The 18,521-nt window shown below is 61.4% G+C and carries 14 protein-coding genes, 4 pseudogenes and 1 other annotated feature; of the genes and pseudogenes, 3 read left to right on the plus strand and 15 right to left on the minus strand.

Translation table 11 applies throughout. The annotated features are described in order from the left end of the window. From H2O14_RS25695 to H2O14_RS25710, 4 genes are all read right to left on the minus strand, one after another. On the minus strand, positions 1-1,344 hold the full coding sequence (locus tag H2O14_RS25695) for a cbb3-type cytochrome c oxidase subunit I (protein ID WP_182830166.1): 1,344 nt from the start codon (positions 1,342-1,344) through the stop codon (positions 1-3). A gap of 21 nt (positions 1,345-1,365) precedes the next feature. Further along, positions 1,366-1,818 carry a cytochrome c gene (locus H2O14_RS25700; RefSeq protein ID WP_182830167.1) on the minus strand — a complete coding sequence of 151 codons (453 nt, stop codon included), beginning with the start codon at positions 1,816-1,818 and terminating at the stop codon, positions 1,366-1,368. A 163-nt stretch (positions 1,819-1,981) separates the two neighbouring features. Further along, positions 1,982-2,266, minus strand: a complete 285-nt coding sequence (locus tag H2O14_RS25705) for a cytochrome C oxidase subunit IV family protein (RefSeq protein ID WP_182830168.1) — start codon at positions 2,264-2,266, stop codon at positions 1,982-1,984. Positions 2,267-2,270: 4 nt separating this feature from the next. Then, complete coding sequence (locus H2O14_RS25710; RefSeq protein ID WP_182830169.1) at positions 2,271-2,816, minus strand: cytochrome c oxidase subunit 3; 546 nt, start codon at positions 2,814-2,816, stop codon at positions 2,271-2,273. A gap of 116 nt (positions 2,817-2,932) precedes the next feature. Between H2O14_RS25710 and H2O14_RS25715 the strand changes: the two genes are divergently transcribed. Beyond that, positions 2,933-3,088, plus strand: a complete 156-nt coding sequence (locus H2O14_RS25715; RefSeq protein WP_182830170.1) for a hypothetical protein — start codon at positions 2,933-2,935, stop codon at positions 3,086-3,088. Positions 3,089-3,101: 13 nt separating this feature from the next. Next, a pseudogene (locus H2O14_RS25720) lies at positions 3,102-3,772 on the plus strand (NnrU family protein). A gap of 222 nt (positions 3,773-3,994) precedes the next feature. On the opposite strand, the gene cysG reads toward H2O14_RS25720, so the two are convergent. The 10 genes and pseudogenes from cysG to H2O14_RS25770 all read right to left on the minus strand — a co-directional run bounded on the left by cysG (position 3,995) and on the right by H2O14_RS25770 (position 16,606). Beyond that, a complete protein-coding gene (gene cysG, locus H2O14_RS25725; protein ID WP_182830171.1) occupies positions 3,995-5,470 on the minus strand; it encodes a siroheme synthase CysG in 1,476 nt (491 codons plus the stop codon). Continuing rightward, positions 5,442-8,098: pseudogene (locus H2O14_RS25730) on the minus strand (molybdopterin-dependent oxidoreductase). Before H2O14_RS25730 ends, cysG begins: the two are co-directional and overlap by 29 nt. Positions 8,099-8,176: 78 nt before the next feature. Then, positions 8,177-8,512 carry a nitrite reductase small subunit NirD gene (gene nirD, locus H2O14_RS25735; protein WP_182830172.1) on the minus strand — a complete coding sequence of 112 codons (336 nt, stop codon included), beginning with the start codon at positions 8,510-8,512 and terminating at the stop codon, positions 8,177-8,179. A gap of 4 nt (positions 8,513-8,516) precedes the next feature. Then, positions 8,517-10,963: pseudogene (gene nirB / locus H2O14_RS25740) on the minus strand (nitrite reductase large subunit NirB). A 5-nt stretch (positions 10,964-10,968) separates the two neighbouring features. Further along, a complete protein-coding gene (locus H2O14_RS25745) occupies positions 10,969-11,766 on the minus strand; it encodes an ABC transporter ATP-binding protein (RefSeq protein ID WP_182830173.1) in 798 nt (265 codons plus the stop codon). 12 nt (positions 11,767-11,778) lie between these two features. Next, positions 11,779-12,600: a nitrate ABC transporter permease gene (gene ntrB / locus H2O14_RS25750; RefSeq protein ID WP_409526978.1), complete on the minus strand. Its 822-nt coding sequence runs from the start codon at positions 12,598-12,600 to the stop codon at positions 11,779-11,781. 157 nt (positions 12,601-12,757) lie between these two features. After that, positions 12,758-14,056, minus strand: coding sequence for a CmpA/NrtA family ABC transporter substrate-binding protein (locus H2O14_RS25755; RefSeq protein WP_182830175.1), 1,299 nt, complete (start codon positions 14,054-14,056; stop codon positions 12,758-12,760). A 346-nt stretch (positions 14,057-14,402) separates the two neighbouring features. After that, positions 14,403-15,673 (minus strand): annotated as a pseudogene (locus tag H2O14_RS25760) (CmpA/NrtA family ABC transporter substrate-binding protein). Between the two features lie 34 nt (positions 15,674-15,707). Next, positions 15,708-16,307 carry an ANTAR domain-containing response regulator gene (locus tag H2O14_RS25765; protein WP_182830176.1) on the minus strand — a complete coding sequence of 200 codons (600 nt, stop codon included), beginning with the start codon at positions 16,305-16,307 and terminating at the stop codon, positions 15,708-15,710. Further along, complete coding sequence (locus H2O14_RS25770) at positions 16,304-16,606, minus strand: hypothetical protein (protein WP_182830177.1); 303 nt, start codon at positions 16,604-16,606, stop codon at positions 16,304-16,306. The genes H2O14_RS25765 and H2O14_RS25770 overlap by 4 nt, the downstream gene beginning before the upstream one ends. 340 nt (positions 16,607-16,946) lie before the next feature. Here H2O14_RS25770 and ampC point away from each other — a divergent pair, with 340 nt between their 5' ends. Next, entirely contained in the window at positions 16,947-18,116 is a 1,170-nt protein-coding gene (ampC, locus tag H2O14_RS25775; protein WP_182830178.1) for a class C beta-lactamase, read from the plus strand. Positions 18,117-18,176: 60 nt separating this feature from the next. Continuing rightward, positions 18,177-18,290 (minus strand) — a sequence feature (AL1L pseudoknot). Here the strand turns inward: ampC and H2O14_RS25780 are convergent. Then, a complete protein-coding gene (locus H2O14_RS25780; protein WP_182830179.1) occupies positions 18,247-18,429 on the minus strand; it encodes a hypothetical protein in 183 nt (60 codons plus the stop codon). It overlaps the preceding feature by 44 nt. Positions 18,430-18,521 lie beyond the last annotated feature (92 nt).

Raw genomic sequence — 18,521 nt, forward strand, 5'->3', positions numbered from 1 at the left:
TCATTCAGCCGCCTGGAGGCTCGCTGCGCGGGTCTCGCGTTCGCGTCCCGGCACGAACAGAGCCCAGAGGAACATGACGGCCGAGATCAGCACGAAGACGCCCGAGCCAAGCCGGATCCAGTAGAACAGCGCCAGCTGGTCCTGCACATCCATGTAGCTTTCGCCGAGAACCCGTTGCAAATGCACCTGCAGCACGCCGGCGAAGGTCAGCGCGAAGGTCATCACCGACATGGCCGAGCACATGATCCAGAAGCTGATCATCGACAGCATCTGGTTATAGGGCGCCCGTCCCCGGAGTTCCGGCACGGCATAGGCCATCATGGCGAGGTTCAGCATTACATAGGCGCCGAAGAAGGCGAGATGACCATGCGCGGCGGTGACCTGTGTGCCGTGGGTGTAATAGTTCACCGAGGACAGCGTATGAAGGAAGCCCCAGACGCCGGCGCCGAAAAAGGCCATGACCGAGCAGCCGAGCGACCAGAGAATGGCGGCGCGGTTGGGATGCTTGCGGCCGGCCTTCCAGGTCATCACGAAGGTGAAGACGACCATGGTGAAGAAGGGCGCGACCTCGAGCGTCGAGAAGATCGATCCGATCCACTGCCAGTAGCCGGGCGCGCCGATCCAATAGAAGTGATGACCGGTGCCGAGAATGCCCGAGAACAGCGCGAGCCCGACGATCACATAGAGCCACTTCTCGACAACTTCGCGGTCGATGCCGTTGAGCTTGATCATCAGGAATGCCAGGACGGAGGCCATGATCAGCTCCCACACGCCCTCCACCCAGAGATGGACGACGAACCACCAATACATCTTGTCGAGCGCGAGATTGGCGGGATTGAAAAAGGCGAACAGGAAGAAGATCGCCACGCCCCAGAGCCCAAAGATCAGGATATTGGTGACCACGGTCTTGCGGCCCTTGAGCACCGTTAGCGTGACGTTGAACAGAAACATCAGCGCGACGACGACGATGCCGACTTTGATGGCGAAGGGCTGTTCGAGGAATTCGCGGCCCTCATGGATGTGGAAGAGATAGCCGACCACGGCGACCGCGGCAGCGACGAGGAACAGCCAGAACTGCACGACCGCGATGCGGGTGCTGTAAAGCTCCGTCTCCGCCTCTTCCGGCAGCAGGAAATAGGTGGAGCCCATGAAGCCCATCAACAGCCAGACGATCAGCGCATTGGTGTGGATCATGCGCACGATGTTGAACGGCAGGAGCTCCGACAGCGTGTTGGGCAGGACATAGATCGTTCCGGCGAGCACGCCGAACAGGATCTGGGCGAGGAAGAGGCCGAGCGCGCCGTAGAAATACAGCATGGCGACCTTCTGGGTCTGATATTTCATGATGATGCTCCTTCCCGTCTCTCAACCGGCCTCGTTGGGCGGCCAATTCTGGGTCTTGATCTTGCTGGTCCAGCGCAGGAATTCGGAGAGGTCGTTGAGTTCCTGATCGTTGAGATGGAACTGCGGCATCTGACGGCGACCCTCGATGCCCGAAGGCTGGGCGGCCATCCAGGCTTTGAAGGTCTCGCGCGTTGTCTCAACATCATCGTCGCCGCCCATGCGGGTCCAGACATTGCCGAGTTCGGGGGCGAAATAGGCGCCTTCGCCGAGCAGCGTGTGGCAGTTGATGCAGGCGTTCTTCTCCCAGACCCGCTTGCCCCGCTCGACCGCAGAGGTGAGTGTGCTTTCGTCTGTCGAGGTGGTGCGCATGTAGTAGTGGCTGTGCGCGGTCAGCCCGATGAAGATGGCGAAGAAGAAGGCCGAGCCGCCGTAGAAGACGTTCCGCGCTCCTGTTTTGGTCAAATAGTCCGACATGTCTGTCCCTCTCGCTTCCCGCGGACAAGGCGCGGGATCGGATGATGCGGAGGCCGGCGCGCCAGCCTCTGAGTTTAGGGATGCCGGAAGAGACGCGCGCCTTCTTTGTCGAAAGGCAAATAAATCTGACGCCAAAAATGAGACGCCCCGAAGGGCCTCCGCGTCAGCTCAGGAAAAAGGGAATGGCGGCTTTGGCGGCCGCGAGCGCCGTGAACAGCGCGGGCCAGGCGATCAGCGCCGCGGCCAGTCGCGGCCTCTCCCCGCGCAGTCCCATGAAATCGAGAATGACGATCCGCGCCTTGATGATCGTCAGCCCGATCACGGCGGCGAGCGCCCAGAGCGGCAACGTCTCGTGTTTCCATTGCGAGACGATCAGCGAGGCGGTGATGGCGATGAGGAAAAGCCAGATGGCGCAGCCGAACAGCCAGCGCGTTTGCATATTGCGCATGAAATCACCCGAGATAGACGATGGGAAAAATGACGAGCCAGACGAGATCGACCGCGTGCCAGAGCGTGGCGACAAGGGCGACATTGCCCGGCTGCGGCCGCCGCGCCACCAGCAACATGATCAAGCTCAGAAAGACGACATGGGCGAGATGGAAGCCGGTGATGAGGAAATAGAGTTCGAAGAAAGCGTTGAAGCTCGCTTCGCCTGCGAAATGCAGATCGCCCCGATATTCCCAAGCCTTGATCGCGGCGAAGACGAGGCCGAGAAAGGCCGCCGACCACAGACCGATCTTGCGGCCCAGCTCGGAATTGGCCCGCACCGCCGCCGCCGCCCGCCAGCCGCTTGCAAGTAAGACCAGCGTGTTGAGACTGGCCAGCCGCGTGTCGAGATGAAGCTTGGCGACGCCGAAATCCTCCGGATGCAGAAACGACATCACCAGAAAGCCGCCGAGCAGCACGCCGAAGGCCGCCAATTCGCTCCACACCAAAATCCACAGAATAAGGTCTCCGCCTTCGTCCTCCACTGCAATGCTGTCTGTGCTCGCCGCCATCGCCGTCTCTCCATTTCGTTAAATTGGAGTAGCGCGGCGAAATTTTCTCTTCTTTGCTCTTTGACAAAGAGCAGGAGGCTTGGAGAGCGGATAGATTGGGAAAAGGAGATTTGGCCATGACGGATGCGCAGACAGGGCTTGCGGTGGCGACGCCGGTGATCATCGGCTTTTCGATCGCGCTCTACAGAATGGGTGTGCTGCAACGCTATAGCGCGGCGGTCGCGGTGACGGCGTCGATCGTGATCGCCGGCGTGCTGTTCTTCCAGCAATAGGGCGGAGGCTACCATGTCGCGCCTCCTCCTCGCGCTCGCCGTGTTCATCGCGCTGCATTCGGTTCCGGCGATCCCGGCATTGCGCGGTCGGCTGATCGAAAGGATGGGCCGCCGGACCTATCTCGTCGCCTATTCTATCGTCTCGTCGCTGGTGCTCGGCTGGCTGTTCTATGAGGCGCTGCAGACGGATTACATCGAGCTTTGGGAGCCCGCGCCCTGGCAGGCCTGGATCACCTTCCTGCTGGCTCCGGTCGGCCTTTTCCTGGTCACCGCCGGACTGATCAGCCCGAACCCGTATTCGGTCACGCTCAGACGACAGACGGGCAAGATGGGGGCGATCGTCCGCTTCACCCGCCATCCGGTGCTCTGGGGTTTCTTCCTATGGGCTATCGGCCATATCGCGCCGAATGGCGATCTGCGGTCGCTGCTGCTGTTCGGCGGTTTCGCGCTGTTTTCCCTGGGCGGCGTCGCCATGCAGGAGCGCCGCGGTCGCAAGCGTCCCGGTGCGCGATGGACGATCGTTTCGGAGGGCACGTCCCTTGTGCTTCGCAATCCTCTCAAGATCCGTTGGGACGCCTCGGCCTGGCTGGCGTTTGCTCTTGCGACACTGACGGTCGCGCTTCTGCTGGCCGGCGGCCATCTGAGACCTTCGGTGTCGATCCAATGGCGATGGCAACGGGTTGAGTTTGAAATGATCGGGCGAGGTAGGAACTTCGGGCATGACGCCAAAGCCAAAAAGTTCGTCAACATCGCCCGCGATCTGAGACCCAGTATCATGGCACGACGGTGGCAAGGGATGTCAGCCGCGCCGGCGGCAATTTCTAGAATATGGAAGCCCACCACATCTATCTAACCGACCTCCCCTCCTCATCAATGACGCCTCCCTCTTCGTGGGTTGATGGTCGCTCAGCCGACCAAAGTCCTAAAGTTTGTTGTCGGCGCGGCGGTTTTTTTAGTGGGCATGCGACTTGCTGCGGCAGCTCCGAACACCTGGCCGACACCGATCAAGACTGGTTCGTCAACGCCAATCCTGCCCATGGTTGCGCCGAGATCCTCGAGCCGGCCAGCCCAGCGCCGCTCTGTCGTCCTGCTCACCGAAGACAGGATCACAACCGGCATATCTGCCGGCATCCCCTCCTCACGCAGGCGTTGTTCGATCTGCCCGGCCATGCGTCCGCCCATATAGAAGATGCTCGTCTGATGCGGCTTAGCCAGCGACGCCCAGTCGATGGTCCGGGGCAGGTCGTGGTTCTTGGAGTGGCCTGTCACGAAACGTACTTGCTGGGCATGGTCGCGATGCGTGAGGGAGGTTTTCAGCGCAGCCGCCATCGCCGAGGCGGCCGTGACGCCGGGGACGACGTCGACAGCGATCCCCTCCTGCTGCAGCAGCTGGATTTCCTCGCCGGCGCGCCCGAAGATCATCGGATCGCCGGATTTCAGCCGAACCACCCGATTGCCTGCCTTGGCGAAGCGAACCATCATGTCGTTGATGTCGTCCTGTTTGCAGCTTTCACGGCCGCCGCGCTTGCCGACCAGAAATCGCTTTGCCTCCCGCCGCGCCAGTTCAAGCACTTCCGGCGACACGAGATCGTCGAACAGGATGACATCGGCGGATTGCAAGGCGCGCATGGCCTTGAGCGTGAGGAGTTCCGCGTCGCCGGGACCGGCGCCGACCAGAGTCACCGAGCCAGTTTGCCCAGACATCTCGTCAGTCAACGCAAGCAGTGCTTCGCCCGCGCCGTCCGGCGGCGGCTCATTGGTCGTCAGGCTTCGGATTGCGAAGCGCTCCCAGAACGCTCGCCTCGGCAGACCCGGCGCCAGCCGACGATTGATGCTCTCCCGGAGCGACTGAGCAAGTTGGGCCCACTGCTTCAGCGCCGGCGGCAGCAATGTTTCGATCCGCTGGCGGATCGCCTGCGCCAGCACCGGCGCCGCTCCATCCGTCGAGATGGAGACGATGATCGGCGAGCGGTTGACGATTGAGCCGAACTGGAACTGACAATATTCAGGCTTGTCGATCACATTGACCGGAACGCCGGCCGCGCGGGCGGCGCAAAAGAATGCCTGCGCTTCGGCCTCGTCGTCGCAATCCGCAAGCGCCATCGCAGCGCCGGAGAAGACGCCGCAAGACCACGGTTGCGCGTGATGTCGTAACGAGGCCCGATCGAGCAAAGCGATCATGGCATCGCCGAGTTCGGTCATCTCGCAATAGAGATCGACGGCCGCGCCGCAGGCGAGGAGCAGCTCGGTCTTCCACGCCGCGGCGTCCGAGCCGCCTGCCATGACCACGCGTTTTCCCGCGAGATTCCAGAAGACTGGCAGTTTGGCCAGGGGCGCGATACGGGACGCAGTCTCATTCGGCAGCAAGGATATGGGTCGCATCGAGAATCCTCCTGATGTCTGGGCGGCAGGAGCCGCAATTTGTTCCAGCGTTCAACGCCGCGCCGATGGCGTCGACGGAGCGGCAACCGCTCCGCGCCGCAGCCAAGATGTCGTTGACGCCGACCGAAAAACAGGAACAGACGATCGCGCCTTTGTCCGAGCCGGCCGCGGCGGGGCGCCCGCGATCAGCGCCGTCCGGGCGCGAAAATCTGCATGACGGACCTGCAACTGTTCCGCCGCCCATTGGCGCGACACTTCGACGGGACCGCTTGAAACGAACAATGCGGCGAGGAGACTCTCACCGTCGAAGGCGAGAAATCGGTGATCTTCCGCATCGGCGTCGTGATAGCCGACGAGATCGCCGATATCCTCAAGAGACAAACTGCGCCGCAACCAGGCCTCCCAGCCTTCGGCAGGTGGGTCGCCTGCGAACTCGACACGATAGCCCGCATCCGCCTTGGCAATCGCCCAATACGAGAACGGCAAATCGGTGGGGCGGCCGGCGGACACCAGAAAGCCATGAGCCGGCGCCGCATAGCGGCTCACGGAGACGCGGCCCATCTTGAGGGCGGGTTGACCCGAGACCGGATCGACGCGGGACGGGATGAGAGTATCGACCCGGGCGCTTGGCGCGGTTTCTGCCGTCCAATGCATGGGCACGAAAACCGAGCCGCGCATCTGGCGATCGGTGATCAGCGCCCGCACGACGATCGAGGCGCCCTCGGGGCTTCGAAGGCGAACGAGATCGGCGTCCCCAATGTGATGATGACGCGCGTCGTGCGGATGAATTTCACAGAAGGGTTCGGCAATATGCGCCGACAGTCGCACGCTTTTTCCGGTTCGCGTCATCGTGTGCCAGTGATCGCGGATCCGGCCGGTGTTCAGGGTGAAGGCGTACAGATCGTCCGGTTCAGACCGAGCCGGGGCGTGAACAGGAACGAGCTTCGCCTTGCCGTCTTCCGTGAAGAAGCGGCCATCTCCGAAAAAGCGCTTGCGCGATGATCCATCTTTAAAGCGAGGCCAGTGGAACGGCGTCAGTTCCTCATACGCGTATTCATCAATTTCAGCGTAGGCGCCGATGTCGAAGTCGCGCGCGCCGTCATTTTCGAAGGCCGACAAGGCCGCATGTTCCGCAAAGATTTCCGCCGGAGAAGCATAATCGAACGCCGCGCCGAACCCCATCCGCTTGCCGACTTCGGCCAATTGCCGCCAATCCGGCAGCGCTTCGCCCGGCGATGCCAGGAATGCGCGTTGTCTGGAGATCCGTCGCTCCGAATTGGTCACGGAGCCCGATTTTTCGCCCCATCCTGCTGCGGGCAAGAGCACATGCGCAAGCCGGGCTGTATCTGTATTCTTCTGGATGTCGGACACGACGACAAAGGGACAGGCTCGAAGCGCATCCCGCACGAGATCGGCTTCGGGCATGGACACGACGGGATTGGTGGACATGATCCAGATTGCCTTGATTCGACCGTTGGCGACCGCCTTGAACATGTCGACGGCCTTCAGCCCAGGCTTGTCGGCGAGCGCCGGGGCTTTCCAGAAGCGCTTGACGAGATCCCGATGCGCGGGATTTTCGATGGCCATATGCGCCGCGAGCATATTGGCGAGCCCGCCGACTTCGCGCCCGCCCATGGCGTTGGGCTGGCCAGTCAGGGAAAACGGGCCCATGCCCGGCCGGCCGATGCGGCCGGACGCCAGGTGGCAATTGACGATGGCGTTGACCTTGTCCGTCCCGGAGGCCGACTGGTTGACGCCCTGGCTGTAGCAGGTCACCACCCGTTCGGTGGCTCGGAAAAGCCGGAAGAACTGACGGAGCGCCGGCATGGAAACTCCGGTCGCCTCGGCGAGCTCCGCCATGTCCAAACGGGCGGCGGCCACCAGCGCTTCGCCAATCCCCGACGTGTGCTTGCCGACGAAGGTTTCGTCGATCCCGCCGTTCTCAGCGAGATAGGCAAGCAGACCATTGAACAAGGCGACGTCGCCGTCCGGGCGCATCTGGAGATGCATGTCGGCGATGTCGCAAGTGGCGGTTCGGCGCGGGTCGATGACGACGACTTTCATCCTGGGCCGGCTGGCTTTCGCCGCTGACAGGCGCTGGTAAAGCACCGGATGGCACCAGGCCATGTTCGAGCCGACGAGAACCACGAGATCCGCCAATTCGAGATCTTCATAACAACCGGGCAGGGTGTCCGAGCCGAAAGCGCGACGATGGCCGGCGACCGAAGACGCCATGCAGAGCCGTGAATTGGTGTCGATATTCGCCGAGCCGATGAAGCCTTTCATCAGCTTGTTGGCGACGTAATAGTCTTCGGTCAGCATCTGACCCGAGATGTAGAAAGCGACCGCGTCCGGGCCATGCTCGGCGATGGTCTGGCGGAAGTGGCTGGCGACGAGATCGAGAGCCTCATCCCAGCCGGTCCTGACGCCCCCGACTTCCGGATAGAGCGTCCGGCCGTCGAGATCGAGCGTTTCGGCGAGCGCCGAGCCTTTCGAACAGAGACGGCCGTAATTGGCTGGATGCTCCGGATCGCCTTTGACGCTGATGCGACCATCATCCTCGACGCTCGCAATGACCCCGCAGCCGACGCCGCAATAGGGACAGGTGGTGCGGGTTTCAGCGAACATGGATGCCTCCTTCGATTTGCGCGGAGGTACAGCGCTTTGCTTTGCCGAAGGGGAGTGCGTCAGATGCCGCCATCACCTTCACTCCGCCGCCATCATCGCTGGCCTGAGGCAAATCGACAGTCGCCCGTCGATGTTGCGCACCGGCGTGGTCCGCACTGCGCCGTCATCCGCGCCGAGCGCTTCGCCGCTTTCGAGCGAGATGATCCAGTTGTGCAGGGGGCAGGTAACGGACTTGCCGTGCACAATGCCCTGGCTGAGCGGCCCGCCTTTGTGCGGGCATTGATCCTCGATGGCGAAGACCTCGTTCTCAGCGGTGCGGAAAACGGCGATCTTGCCCTCGGGCGTCTTTACGCAGCGGGCGCCGCGCAGCGGAATGTCGTCGATGTGGCCGATGGCGATCCAATTGCTGTCCATAATCTCACTCCGCCGCCTGATGGAAACCGATGGTCGCCATCGGCTTGAATTCATGCTTGTCCTTGCCGGAGACGCGCTCCGACCAGGGATCGGCCTGGGAGAATTTCTGAGAGAAGACGAAGCGTTCGAAATAGGCGCGCCGCTTGTCGTGGTCCTCCATGATCTGGCGGCGGATCTCGTCATGGCCGATGCGCTTGGCCCATTTGTAGATGCGCTCGAGATAGCGGGCCTGCTCGCGATACATCTGCGTCAGCGCCACGATATGTTCCATCGCCTCGTCTTCGGTCTTTACGAGCCCCAGGACATCCGTGCCCTTGATGTCGAGGCCGGCGGCGCCCGCGAAATGGATTTCGAATCCGGAATCGACGCAGACGACGCCGATGTCCTTGCAAGTCGCTTCGGCGCAGTTGCGCGGACAGCCCGATACGGCAAGTTTCAGCTTTGCCGGCGTCCAGGAGCCCCACATGAACTTTTCGATGCGGATGCCGAGCCCGGTCGAATCCTGCGTGCCGAAGCGGCACCAGTCGGAGCCGACGCAGGTCTTCACCGTGCGCAAGCCCTTGGCGTAGGCCTGACCTGAGACGAAGCCGGCCTTGCCGAGATCGGCCCAGACGGCGGGAAGGTCTTCCTTCTCGACGCCCAACAGGTCGATGCGCTGGCCGCCCGTCACTTTCACCATCGGGATTTCGAACTTGTCCACCACATCGGCGATGGCGCGAAGCTCCGCAGAACTCGTCACGCCGCCCCACATGCGCGGCACGACGGAATAGGTGCCGTCCTTCTGGATATTGGCGTGGACGCGCTCGTTGATGAAACGCGACTGGTAGTCGTCGGCATATTCATCCGGCCAGTCGCAGACGAGATAGTAGTTGAGCGCAGGACGGCATTTGGCGCAGCCGCAGGACGTCTTCCACTCCAGTTCCTGCATGACGGCGGGAATGGTCTTCAGGCCCTTCGCCTTGATAAGACGGCGCACATCGTCATGGCCGAGTTCCGTGCAGGCGCACATCGGCGTGACTGCGGCGGGATTATAGGCGTCGCCAAGCGTCAGCGACATGAGCTGTTCGACCAGGCCTGTGCAATTGCCGCAGGACGCGGACGCCTTGGTATGGGCGCGGACGCCATCGAGCGTCGTCAGGCCTTTGGATGTGATCGTCGAGGTAATCTTGCCCTTGCAGACGCCGTTGCAGCCGCAGATTTCCGCATCATCCGGCAAGGCTGCAACGGCCGCCATAGGGTCCAGCGGCGCTCCCCCTGGAAGGACTGGCCGAAAATGAGGGTTTCGCGCATGGCGGAAATATCGGTTCCCTTCTTCATCAAGTCGAAGAACCAGAATCCATCCGCCGTGTCGCCGTAAAGAACCGCGCCGAGGATCTTGTTGTCCTTGAGCACGAGGCGTTTGTAGACGCCGGCCGAGGCGTCGCGCAGCACGATCTCCTCACGGTCGGGCGCTTCCGCGAAGTCGCCTGCGGAGAACAGGTTGATGCCCGTGACCTTCAGCTTCGTGTTGACGACCGAGCCATGATATTCTGCTGCGCCGCTGGTCAGGCGATCCGCCAGAACCCGGGCCGCTTCATAAAGCGGCGCGACGAGACCGTAGCAGGTCCCCCGATGTTCGGCGCATTCGCCAAGCGCAAAGATGTTGGGGTCAGACGTCATCATGCCGTCATCGACAACGATGCCGCGGTTGACGGCCAGACCCGCTTCCTTGGCGAGGCTCGAGGCCGGACGAATGCCGACAGCCATCACCACCATGTCGCCCGAGATGATGCGGCAATCCTCCAGTTCGATGCCCTCGACCTTGTCCGCGCCGAGAATCTGCTTGGTGTTGGCCTTGGTGATGATCTCGATGCCGCGTTCGGTCAGCGCCTTTTCGAGAAGATAGGCCGCAGCCGGATCGAGCTGCCGCTCCATGATCGTCGGCATCAGGTGGATTACGGTGACTTCCATGCCTTGCCGCTTCAGGCCATAGGCGGCCTCAAGCCCGAGCAGACCGGCGCCGATAACGATCGCACGCCCCTTGCCCTTGGCGATCTCCAGCATCTTCTCGACGTCGTCGAGGTCGCGATAGGGCAGAACGCCGGGCAGTTGATGACCGGGCACGGGAATGATGAAGGGCAGGGAGCCTGTGGCGATAACGAGTTTGTCATAGGACGCCGTCACGCCATTGGCGGAGGAGACTGTCCTAGCGTGACGGTCGATTTCCGTGACTCTTGCGCCCTTGTGCAGGGTCACGCCGTGAGCGGCGTACCAGTCGTCATTGTGGATGACGATATCCTCATAAGCCTTTTCCCCGGAGAGGACCGGCGAGAGCATGATGCGGTCGTAATTGACCCGCGGCTCGGCGTTGAAAATCGTCACGTCATAAAGGCCGGGCGCCTTTTCGAACAGTTCTTCCAGCATGCGGCCGGGGGCCATGCCATTGCCGATGATCACAAGTTTCTGCGTCATGGTGGTTACTCCGCAGCTTCGACGAAGCGGTGACGTTCGTAGAGGAACTTCAGCACGGCTTCGCGGGATTTGAGATAGGTTCGGTCGGCTGCAAGCGCGATGCGATCGCGCGGCCTCGGGATCGGGACCTCCAGAACCTCGCCGATGCGGGCGGCGGGCCCATTGGTCATCATCACGATCCGGTCAGACAGCAGCACGGCCTCGTCGACGTCATGGGTGATCATGATCATCGTATTGCCGAGGCGTGTATGGATCTCCATCACCGCGTCCTGCAGATGGGCGCGGGTGAGCGCGTCCAAGGCGCCGAACGGCTCGTCGAGCAACAGGATTTTCGGCTCCATGGCCAGCGCCCGGGCGATGCCGACGCGCTGCTTCATCCCGCCGGAGATCTCGGTCGGGCGCTTGTCTTTCGCATGCGCCATCTGCACGAGATCGAGATTGCGCATCACCCAGTCATGCTTTTCGGCCTTGCTCTTCTTGCCGGCGAAAACTTTGGACACCGCGAGATTGACGTTTTCATAGACCGTCAGCCAGGGCAGCAGCGAGTGGTTCTGGAAGACCACGGCGCGTTCGGGACCGGGGGCGTTGACCTCCTGGTTTTCCAGAAGCACGGCCCCGGCAGAGACCCGCGTCAATCCAGCGATCAGGTTGAGAAGGGTCGATTTTCCGCAGCCGGAATGGCCGATGATGGAGACGAATTCGCCCTTGTCGATGGTCAGCGTCACGTCCTTGAGGACGTCGGTGCGGACGCCGCCGCGTTCGTAGCTTTTGTCGATGTGGTCGATCTTGAGATAGGCGGTCATGTGCTCGTCTCCTCAGTTCTTGGCCGTGCCGCGGGTGACGACGCTGCCGACAAGGGCGACCAGCTTGTCGAGGACAAAGCCGGTCACGCCGATATAGGCGAGCGCCACGATGATGTCGGAGAGGCGCGAGGAATTCCACGCATCCCAGATGAAGAAGCCGATGCCCACGCCGCCAGTCAGCATTTCAGCTGCGACGATGGCCAGCCAGGACAGGCCGACGCCGATCCGCAGGCCGGTGAAGATGTAGGGCGCTGCGGCTGGGATCATGATCTTGAGGAAGAATTCCAGCGGGTTGAGCCTGAGCACGCGGGCAATATTGCGATAGTCGTCGGGAATGTTCCGAACGCCGACGGCTGTGTTGATGATGACGGGCCAGATCGAGGTGATGAAAATCACGAAGATGGCGGAGGGATTGGAATCCTGGAAGGCGGCAAGCGACAGCGGCAGCCAGGCGAGCGGCGGCACTGTGCGAAGGATCTGGAAGATCGGGTCGAGACCGCGCATGGCCCAGACCGATTGGCCGACGACAGCGCCGAGAGCGACGCCGACAATTGCCGCAAGCCCGAAGCCGACAGCCACCCTTTGCAGGGACACGAGCACCCGCCAGGCAAGGCCGATATCCTGCGATCCGTTGTCGAAGAATGGAGAGGCGATCAGATCATAACTGTCGATCCAGACCTGGGACGGCGGCGGAAGCGTGGCTCCCGGGCCGGAACAGAGGATTTGCCAGAGGCCGACAAGGGCGATCAGCACCACAAGCGGAGGCAGGACCGAGCGCATCATCGTTTTAAGGACGGAGCCGAGCTTGAGCCGTGGCGAGGGACGTGGCGTCATCTGGACAACGGCTCCCCCGCTTTTCGCGCCGGCGATGGCAGTGATCGTTTGAGGGGTGCTTTTTCGAGCGGTGGCAGTCATGGTTAGGTCCTCTTCCGAGTGATGTCGGCGGCGCTGGGGCGCGCCCTTCGCCCCGGAGACGAAGGGCGAAACCGCATCACGTGCTGGCTTTGATGGTCAGGCTGTCGAGATAGGCTTTCGGATTTTCCGGATCGAAAACCTTGCCGTCGAAGAAGGTCTCCTTGCCGCGCGATGTCGAAGCCGGAATATCGGCTGCGGCCACGCCGAGATCCTTGGCGGCGGCGCGCCAGATGTCCTCGCGGTTGACCTTGTCGAGGAGCCCCTTGATGTCCGTATCAGGCGCAAACTTGCCCCAGCGGACATTCTCAGTCAGGAACCAGGCGTCGTGGCTCTTGAAGGGGTAGGAGGCGTGGTCCTTCCAGAACTTCATCTCGAGTCCGGTGTTTTCGACGATGCGTCCATTGCCGTAATTGATCGTGCCCTTGAGCCGTCCCGCCACATCCTTCGGCGGCACGTTGAACCACTGGCGCTTGCCGAGGATGGCGGAGAGTTCCTCCTTGTTGTCCATGCTGTCAGCCCAGATCTGGGCTTCCATCACGGCCATCATCAGCGCTTTGGTCGCGTTCGGGTGCTTTTCGATCCAATCGGAGCGGAGCGCCAGCGCCTTTTCCGGATGGCCCTTCCAGAGTTCGCCTGTGGTGCAGGCGGTAAAGCCGATGCCCTGATTGACGAGTTGCTCGTTCCAGGGCTCCCCGACGCAGAAGGCGTCCATATTGCCGACCTTCATATTGGCGACCATCTGCGGCGGCGGCACGACGATGGTGGAGACGTCCTTGTCGGGATCGATGCCGCCGGCTGCGAGCCAGTAGCGCAGCCAGAGGTCATGCGTGCCGCCGGGGAATGTCATGGCGACCTTGACCTCGCCGCCGGCCGCCTTCTTGGCCGCGAAAGACTCCTTCAGCTTGGACGCATCGAGCTGGACGCCGGTCTCGGCATATTCCTTTGCGACCGATATGCCCTGGCTGTCGAGATTGAGGCGAGCGATGATCGACATCGGCACCGGGACGTTGTTCTGCGTCACCTTGCCGGTCGAAATCAGATAGGGCATCGGCGTCAGGATATGCGCGCCGTCGATGCCGTTGGCCTCGCCGCCGAGCACGAGATTGTCGCGGGTGGCGCCCCAGGAGGCCTGCTTCAGGACCTCGACATCGGGCATGCCATGCTTTGCGAACAGGCCCTTTTCCTTGGCGACGATCAACGGCGCAGAATCGGTGAGTGCGATGAAGCCGAACTTGACGCCGGTAACCTCAGGTCCGGCGTACGCGGCGAACGCGCCGGAGGGGAAAGCGAGACGCGCGGCGCCGACAAGAGCCGTTGCGGAGCTGACTTTGAGAAGCTGTCGGCGGCTGATGGTCATTCCTGTGATCATCGTCATGGGTCGTGTCCCTCTGGAGTTCGACGGAGTGGGGAAAAAAAAACGCCGCGAGCTGATCTGCCAGGTCCGGGCGGGAGGGCCGGACGGCAAAAAGCCTGCGACGTCGGTGTCTGATGGTTATCTGCGCCTCACAGGGCGCTCATCCGTCCTTGGTCGCCGTTGACCGCGGACTGACATTGTCAAGCAAACGCCGTGCCAAATCAGGCACAGGTTGATCAAGCCATTACAGATATAGGTGTTTTCGCGGATGGCGGCCTGGGCATCGATCGCTGCAAGAGGCAGGACATTGCACGTTCAGCGGACTCGCATTCCATGCAAATGCCCTCGGATTGTGCATTGCACTTCATCAGTCCTCATGGGCTTCAGTTTTGGCAGGCGCGTTCGAACGCACTGAAAAGCGCTGCACATAGTCCTCGATGTCGTTCGGGTCGAAGCGCTGGCCATCCATGAAGCCGTCATAGCCATGGGCCCCGCCTTCATCGACATCATGCGGCTCGAGGGCGTCGGCGCCGAGCGCCAATTTGTAGAGATCGGGGCGGAAGGCGCTTTGCGCCCGCATCAGGCCTTCGGCGCTGAACTTCGTCTGCCCCCAGCGGATCATCTGGCTGTAGATCCAACTTGCCTGATCAAGGCGCGGATGGTTCGCCTCGCCACGATGAAACAGAAAATAATCGGGGATGACGCGGGTCGTGCCTTGAGCATCCAGACTGAATTCGCCGCTGAGAACGCGGCGGATGATGGTTTTCGGCGCAGCGATATAGGCGGGAGCTGCAAGAATTTCCGCCAGTTCGTTATGATGGGCGGTGTCGTCGCACCAGCGCGCCGCCCGGTCCAGCGCGACGATCAACCGGCATACGGTGTCGATGTTGGCTTCGGCCCAATCGGGGCGCATGCCGAGCACTTTTTCGGGCGCGAGCGGCCAGATGTCCTGCTTGGCGGCGACAATACGCCCCGCGCCGCGTTCGGATGCGACCATATTCCAGGGCGCGCCGACGCAGAATCCATCGATTTCGCCTGCCGCCAGCGCATCCGAGGTCAGAGGCGGAGGAACCACGACCAGCTTGACGTCGCGATCGGGATGAATGCCGCCAGCCGCCAGCCAGTAGCGGAATTCATAATTGTGGGACGAGAACGGATAGGTCATGCCGAGCGTGGGGGCGGGCTCCCCCGAGACCGCATGTCGGCGAGAAGCGATGCGAGCGCCTGGGCGTTTGCGAGCGCGCCGGCGTCGTCGGTCAGGCCCGTTGCGGCTTTCATGCGTTCAAAGATGCGCGCGGAGAGAGTGATCGCATTGCCGCCCCGGCCGAAGGAGAAGGGCGCAATGGTCGGCGAGGGGTTCGATCCCAGCCCCAACATGGAGGCGACGGGCATCGGCGAGAGCATATGGGCGACGTCGAACTGGCGAAATGCGAGCCGGTCCCGCACATTGGCCCAGGAGACGTCACGCGCAAGATCGAGGCGGAGGCCTTCTTTCTCGGCGAAACCGAGTTCTGCGGCGACGATGAGAATTGAAGCGTCCATCAAGGGGATGAAGCCCGCCCTGACGACCTTCCTGTCGCGGCCGCCAATCCGCGCTGGTGATTTCACGGCGTGGCCGTTTTGTGTCGTGGCCATCATGGTTCTCCCCAGCCTGTGTCGTCCGACGCTCCCATCACAGCAGCAGTCCCGCTGCCGTGACGACGCTCTGGGCGATGTCCGCCAGTTTTTTCTTTTCGTTCATGGCGGTCTGTCTCAACAGCGCGAAAGCCTGTTCTTCGCTCAGTCCGCGCATCTTCATCAGAATGCCTTTGGCGCGTTCGATAACCTTGCGCTCCTCCAGCGCATTGCGCGCCTCGGTGAGTTCCCGCTGCAGCCGGCTGAAAGCGTTGAAACGGCTGACGGCCATGTCGAGGATCGGTTTGATGCGCTCCTTCTTCAGGCCGTCGACCACATAGGCGGATACGCCCGCATCGACTGCGGCCTCGATCGCAGCGGTGTCGGACCGGTCGACGAACATGGCGATCGGGCGCGAGACTGTCCGGCTGAGTTGGAACATATGCTCCATCATGTCGCGGTTCGGGTTTTCAATGTCGATGATGATGACGTCGGGATCGAGCGTCTCGATCAGCCGCGCCACCCCTCGCATCTCGTGGATCACCTTCACATTGAGGTGGCCCGCCTCGTTCAACCCCTCTTCGATGATCGACGCGCGGATTGCGTTCTCGTCGATGACGAGAATGGTGAGGTCGACCGTATTCTTCGATTCATTCAAGGCGTTGCACCGGAGAAATAGAGCGCGAAGCCGACACCCGCGACGCTCAACGCCGAATTGGAACTCAGACTGCGGCTCGCCAGGAGGGCGGCGGCCGCAATTGCCAGCAAAAGCGCCAGACTCAACACCGAATCCGCCTCGGAAAACACCAACGCCAGTGAGGTCAGCAGCAGACTGGAGGCAATCGTCATCCGGATCAAACGTCCGCGCGAAGCGCCGGCCTGCGCCGAGAACATCGCAACGAAGTCAGTCCAGCACAATCCGATGACGATGCTGAGGATAGGCGGATAGGCAAGCAATGAGATCTCCTGAACCATCTGGGTCAGAAGCAAGCAATTTTTACGCCATATGCGTTCCCATGGCACCCCTAAGGCTGTGCTGGCTTGAATGAGGCGTGGCGGCGCGTCCCAGCGCCCCCAGTCGTATTTAGGCTCATTGTCAGTATTTCCCATCAGTTGGGAACTGCCCTGGCGAGACAGTGACGGCCGAGGACGGCTGGTTTCGACAGTTGCTCTGAAATTTTTCTGTTTTTGGTGCGCCGCCAAGACCTCAGGTCTTTCAGTGTAATTCCGAGAGCGGACGCATCAATGCCACAAACCCGCAGAGAATGGGCTTCGCAATTCATCTCGGAGTCTTCTATTGAGATCCTGCCTTATTGCCGCGTCCACCCTAGCTCTCGCTTTCGGTTCGTCCGCCGCTCACGCGCTGACGGATGCTGAGTTCCAAGCCATCGCCACAAAGGTCTTCATCCCGGTCATGAAGGAGTACCGCATCCCGGGTGTCGCTGTCGGTCTGACGCTAGACGGTCATGAGTACTATTTCACGCATGGCGAAGCCGTACGCGCCACGCATCAGCCGGTCGCCAAAGACACTATTTTCGAGCTTGGCTCCGTGAGCAAGCTCTTCAACGTCACATTGGCGGAGCTTGCGGAGCAGCGAGGCCTCCTGTCTATGAGCGACAGCGTCTCGGCCCATATTCCCGCCTTAAGAGGAACTGCTTTTGACGGCATCACCCTTCTCAACCTTGCGACCCATACAACAGCTGGTTTGCCGCTCCAGGCGCCGGAGAGCGTCACCGATGCCGGAGAAGAACTTACCGAATATTTGAGAGCGTTCAAGGCTCAGGGCGATCCGAACACGTTGCGTTCCTACTCGAATGTCAGCATAGGTCTCCTCGGCAAGATCACTGCTGAGAAATTTAAGAAACCATATGGTCAAGTTCTTGAAGCCCAGGTGTTTCGCCGACTGGGACTTTCCAGCACCTACGTGTCGGTGCCTGATGCAGCCGCTGGCCGCTATGCCTATGGCTACTCCAAGAAGGACGACCGGCCAGTCCGGCTAAACCCCGGCGTACTCGATGCAGAAGCCTATGGCGTGAAATCGACCGTGGTGGACATGACTCGGTTCCTGGGCGCAAATCTCGGCGCGGTGCAAGCGCCAAAGGAGATCGCTGATGCGCTCGCAGGCACGCGCGTCGGCTTTTTCGAGACCCGCTATTATACCCAGGATCTCATCTGGGAGCAGTATCCCTGGCCGGTCGACGCCCGTCGTTTGCAGGCGGGCAACTCGAGTGACATGGCCTTGAAGACGCAGCCTGTGAAGCGTTTGGCTCCGCCTGCGGCACCTGCATCCGAAGCCGTATTCCTCAACAAAACCGGCTCAACTAACGGCTTTGGCTCCTATGTCGCCCTTTTGCCGTCAGAAAAACTCGGAATCGTCGTGCTGGCGAACCGCAATTATCCAAACGAGGTCAGGGTCCAAGCAACTCAGCACTTGATCAAGATGCTCGAAGAGATCTCACGGAAGTGAACGGGCACGCCTGAGCAGGTGATACACGTCCAGGCGTTTGGCGACATTCTCATCTTAGGTCGGGGCGATAGGCAGCAGCCTGCAAATCGACTCGACCCAAACAAACTACGGTGTTTGTCGATGAACGAGATCATCGCTTGAAGGGTTGATCGAGCTTCTCTTGCAAGACAGGCTTATGATTGTATTCGCCGAAAAAGGGGCCATCGCTGAACGGACAGAAGATCCGAATCGCAGATATCAAATGACAGATCACATTGGCGAGGATGCGAAGACGGCGGCCGGTTGCTTTGAGGAATTTAGCGAGCTGTTGCATATGATTTCTCCTGTCGATTGCGTTTCCTCGCGGGGATGAATTGCGGATCGGGAAGGAGTGCCGCACCGGTGACGGCCGCAGCGCAGCGGAGG

The sequence above is a fragment of the Rhizobium sp. G21 genome (genome assembly GCF_014158035.1).
GTDB lineage: Bacteria > Pseudomonadota > Alphaproteobacteria > Rhizobiales > Rhizobiaceae > Rhizobium_E.

What these genes read in the sequence shown, in the direction of transcription:
- H2O14_RS25695 (WP_182830166.1), bottom strand. Translation starts at nt 1,344, where the DNA reads ATGAAATATCAGACCCAGAAGGTCGCCATGCTGTATTTCTACGGCGCG.
- H2O14_RS25700 (WP_182830167.1), bottom strand. Translation starts at nt 1,818, where the DNA reads ATGTCGGACTATTTGACCAAAACAGGAGCGCGGAACGTCTTCTACGGC.
- H2O14_RS25705 (WP_182830168.1), bottom strand. Translation starts at nt 2,266, where the DNA reads ATGCGCAATATGCAAACGCGCTGGCTGTTCGGCTGCGCCATCTGGCTT.
- H2O14_RS25710 (WP_182830169.1), bottom strand. Translation starts at nt 2,816, where the DNA reads ATGGCGGCGAGCACAGACAGCATTGCAGTGGAGGACGAAGGCGGAGAC.
- H2O14_RS25715 (WP_182830170.1), top strand. Translation starts at nt 2,933, where the DNA reads ATGACGGATGCGCAGACAGGGCTTGCGGTGGCGACGCCGGTGATCATC.
- cysG (WP_182830171.1), bottom strand. Translation starts at nt 5,470, where the DNA reads ATGCGACCCATATCCTTGCTGCCGAATGAGACTGCGTCCCGTATCGCG.
- nirD (WP_182830172.1), bottom strand. Translation starts at nt 8,512, where the DNA reads ATGGACAGCAATTGGATCGCCATCGGCCACATCGACGACATTCCGCTG.
- H2O14_RS25745 (WP_182830173.1), bottom strand. Translation starts at nt 11,766, where the DNA reads ATGACCGCCTATCTCAAGATCGACCACATCGACAAAAGCTACGAACGC.
- ntrB (WP_409526978.1), bottom strand. Translation starts at nt 12,600, where the DNA reads ATGACGCCACGTCCCTCGCCACGGCTCAAGCTCGGCTCCGTCCTTAAA.
- H2O14_RS25755 (WP_182830175.1), bottom strand. Translation starts at nt 14,056, where the DNA reads ATGACGATGATCACAGGAATGACCATCAGCCGCCGACAGCTTCTCAAA.
- H2O14_RS25780 (WP_182830179.1), bottom strand. Translation starts at nt 18,429, where the DNA reads ATGCAACAGCTCGCTAAATTCCTCAAAGCAACCGGCCGCCGTCTTCGC.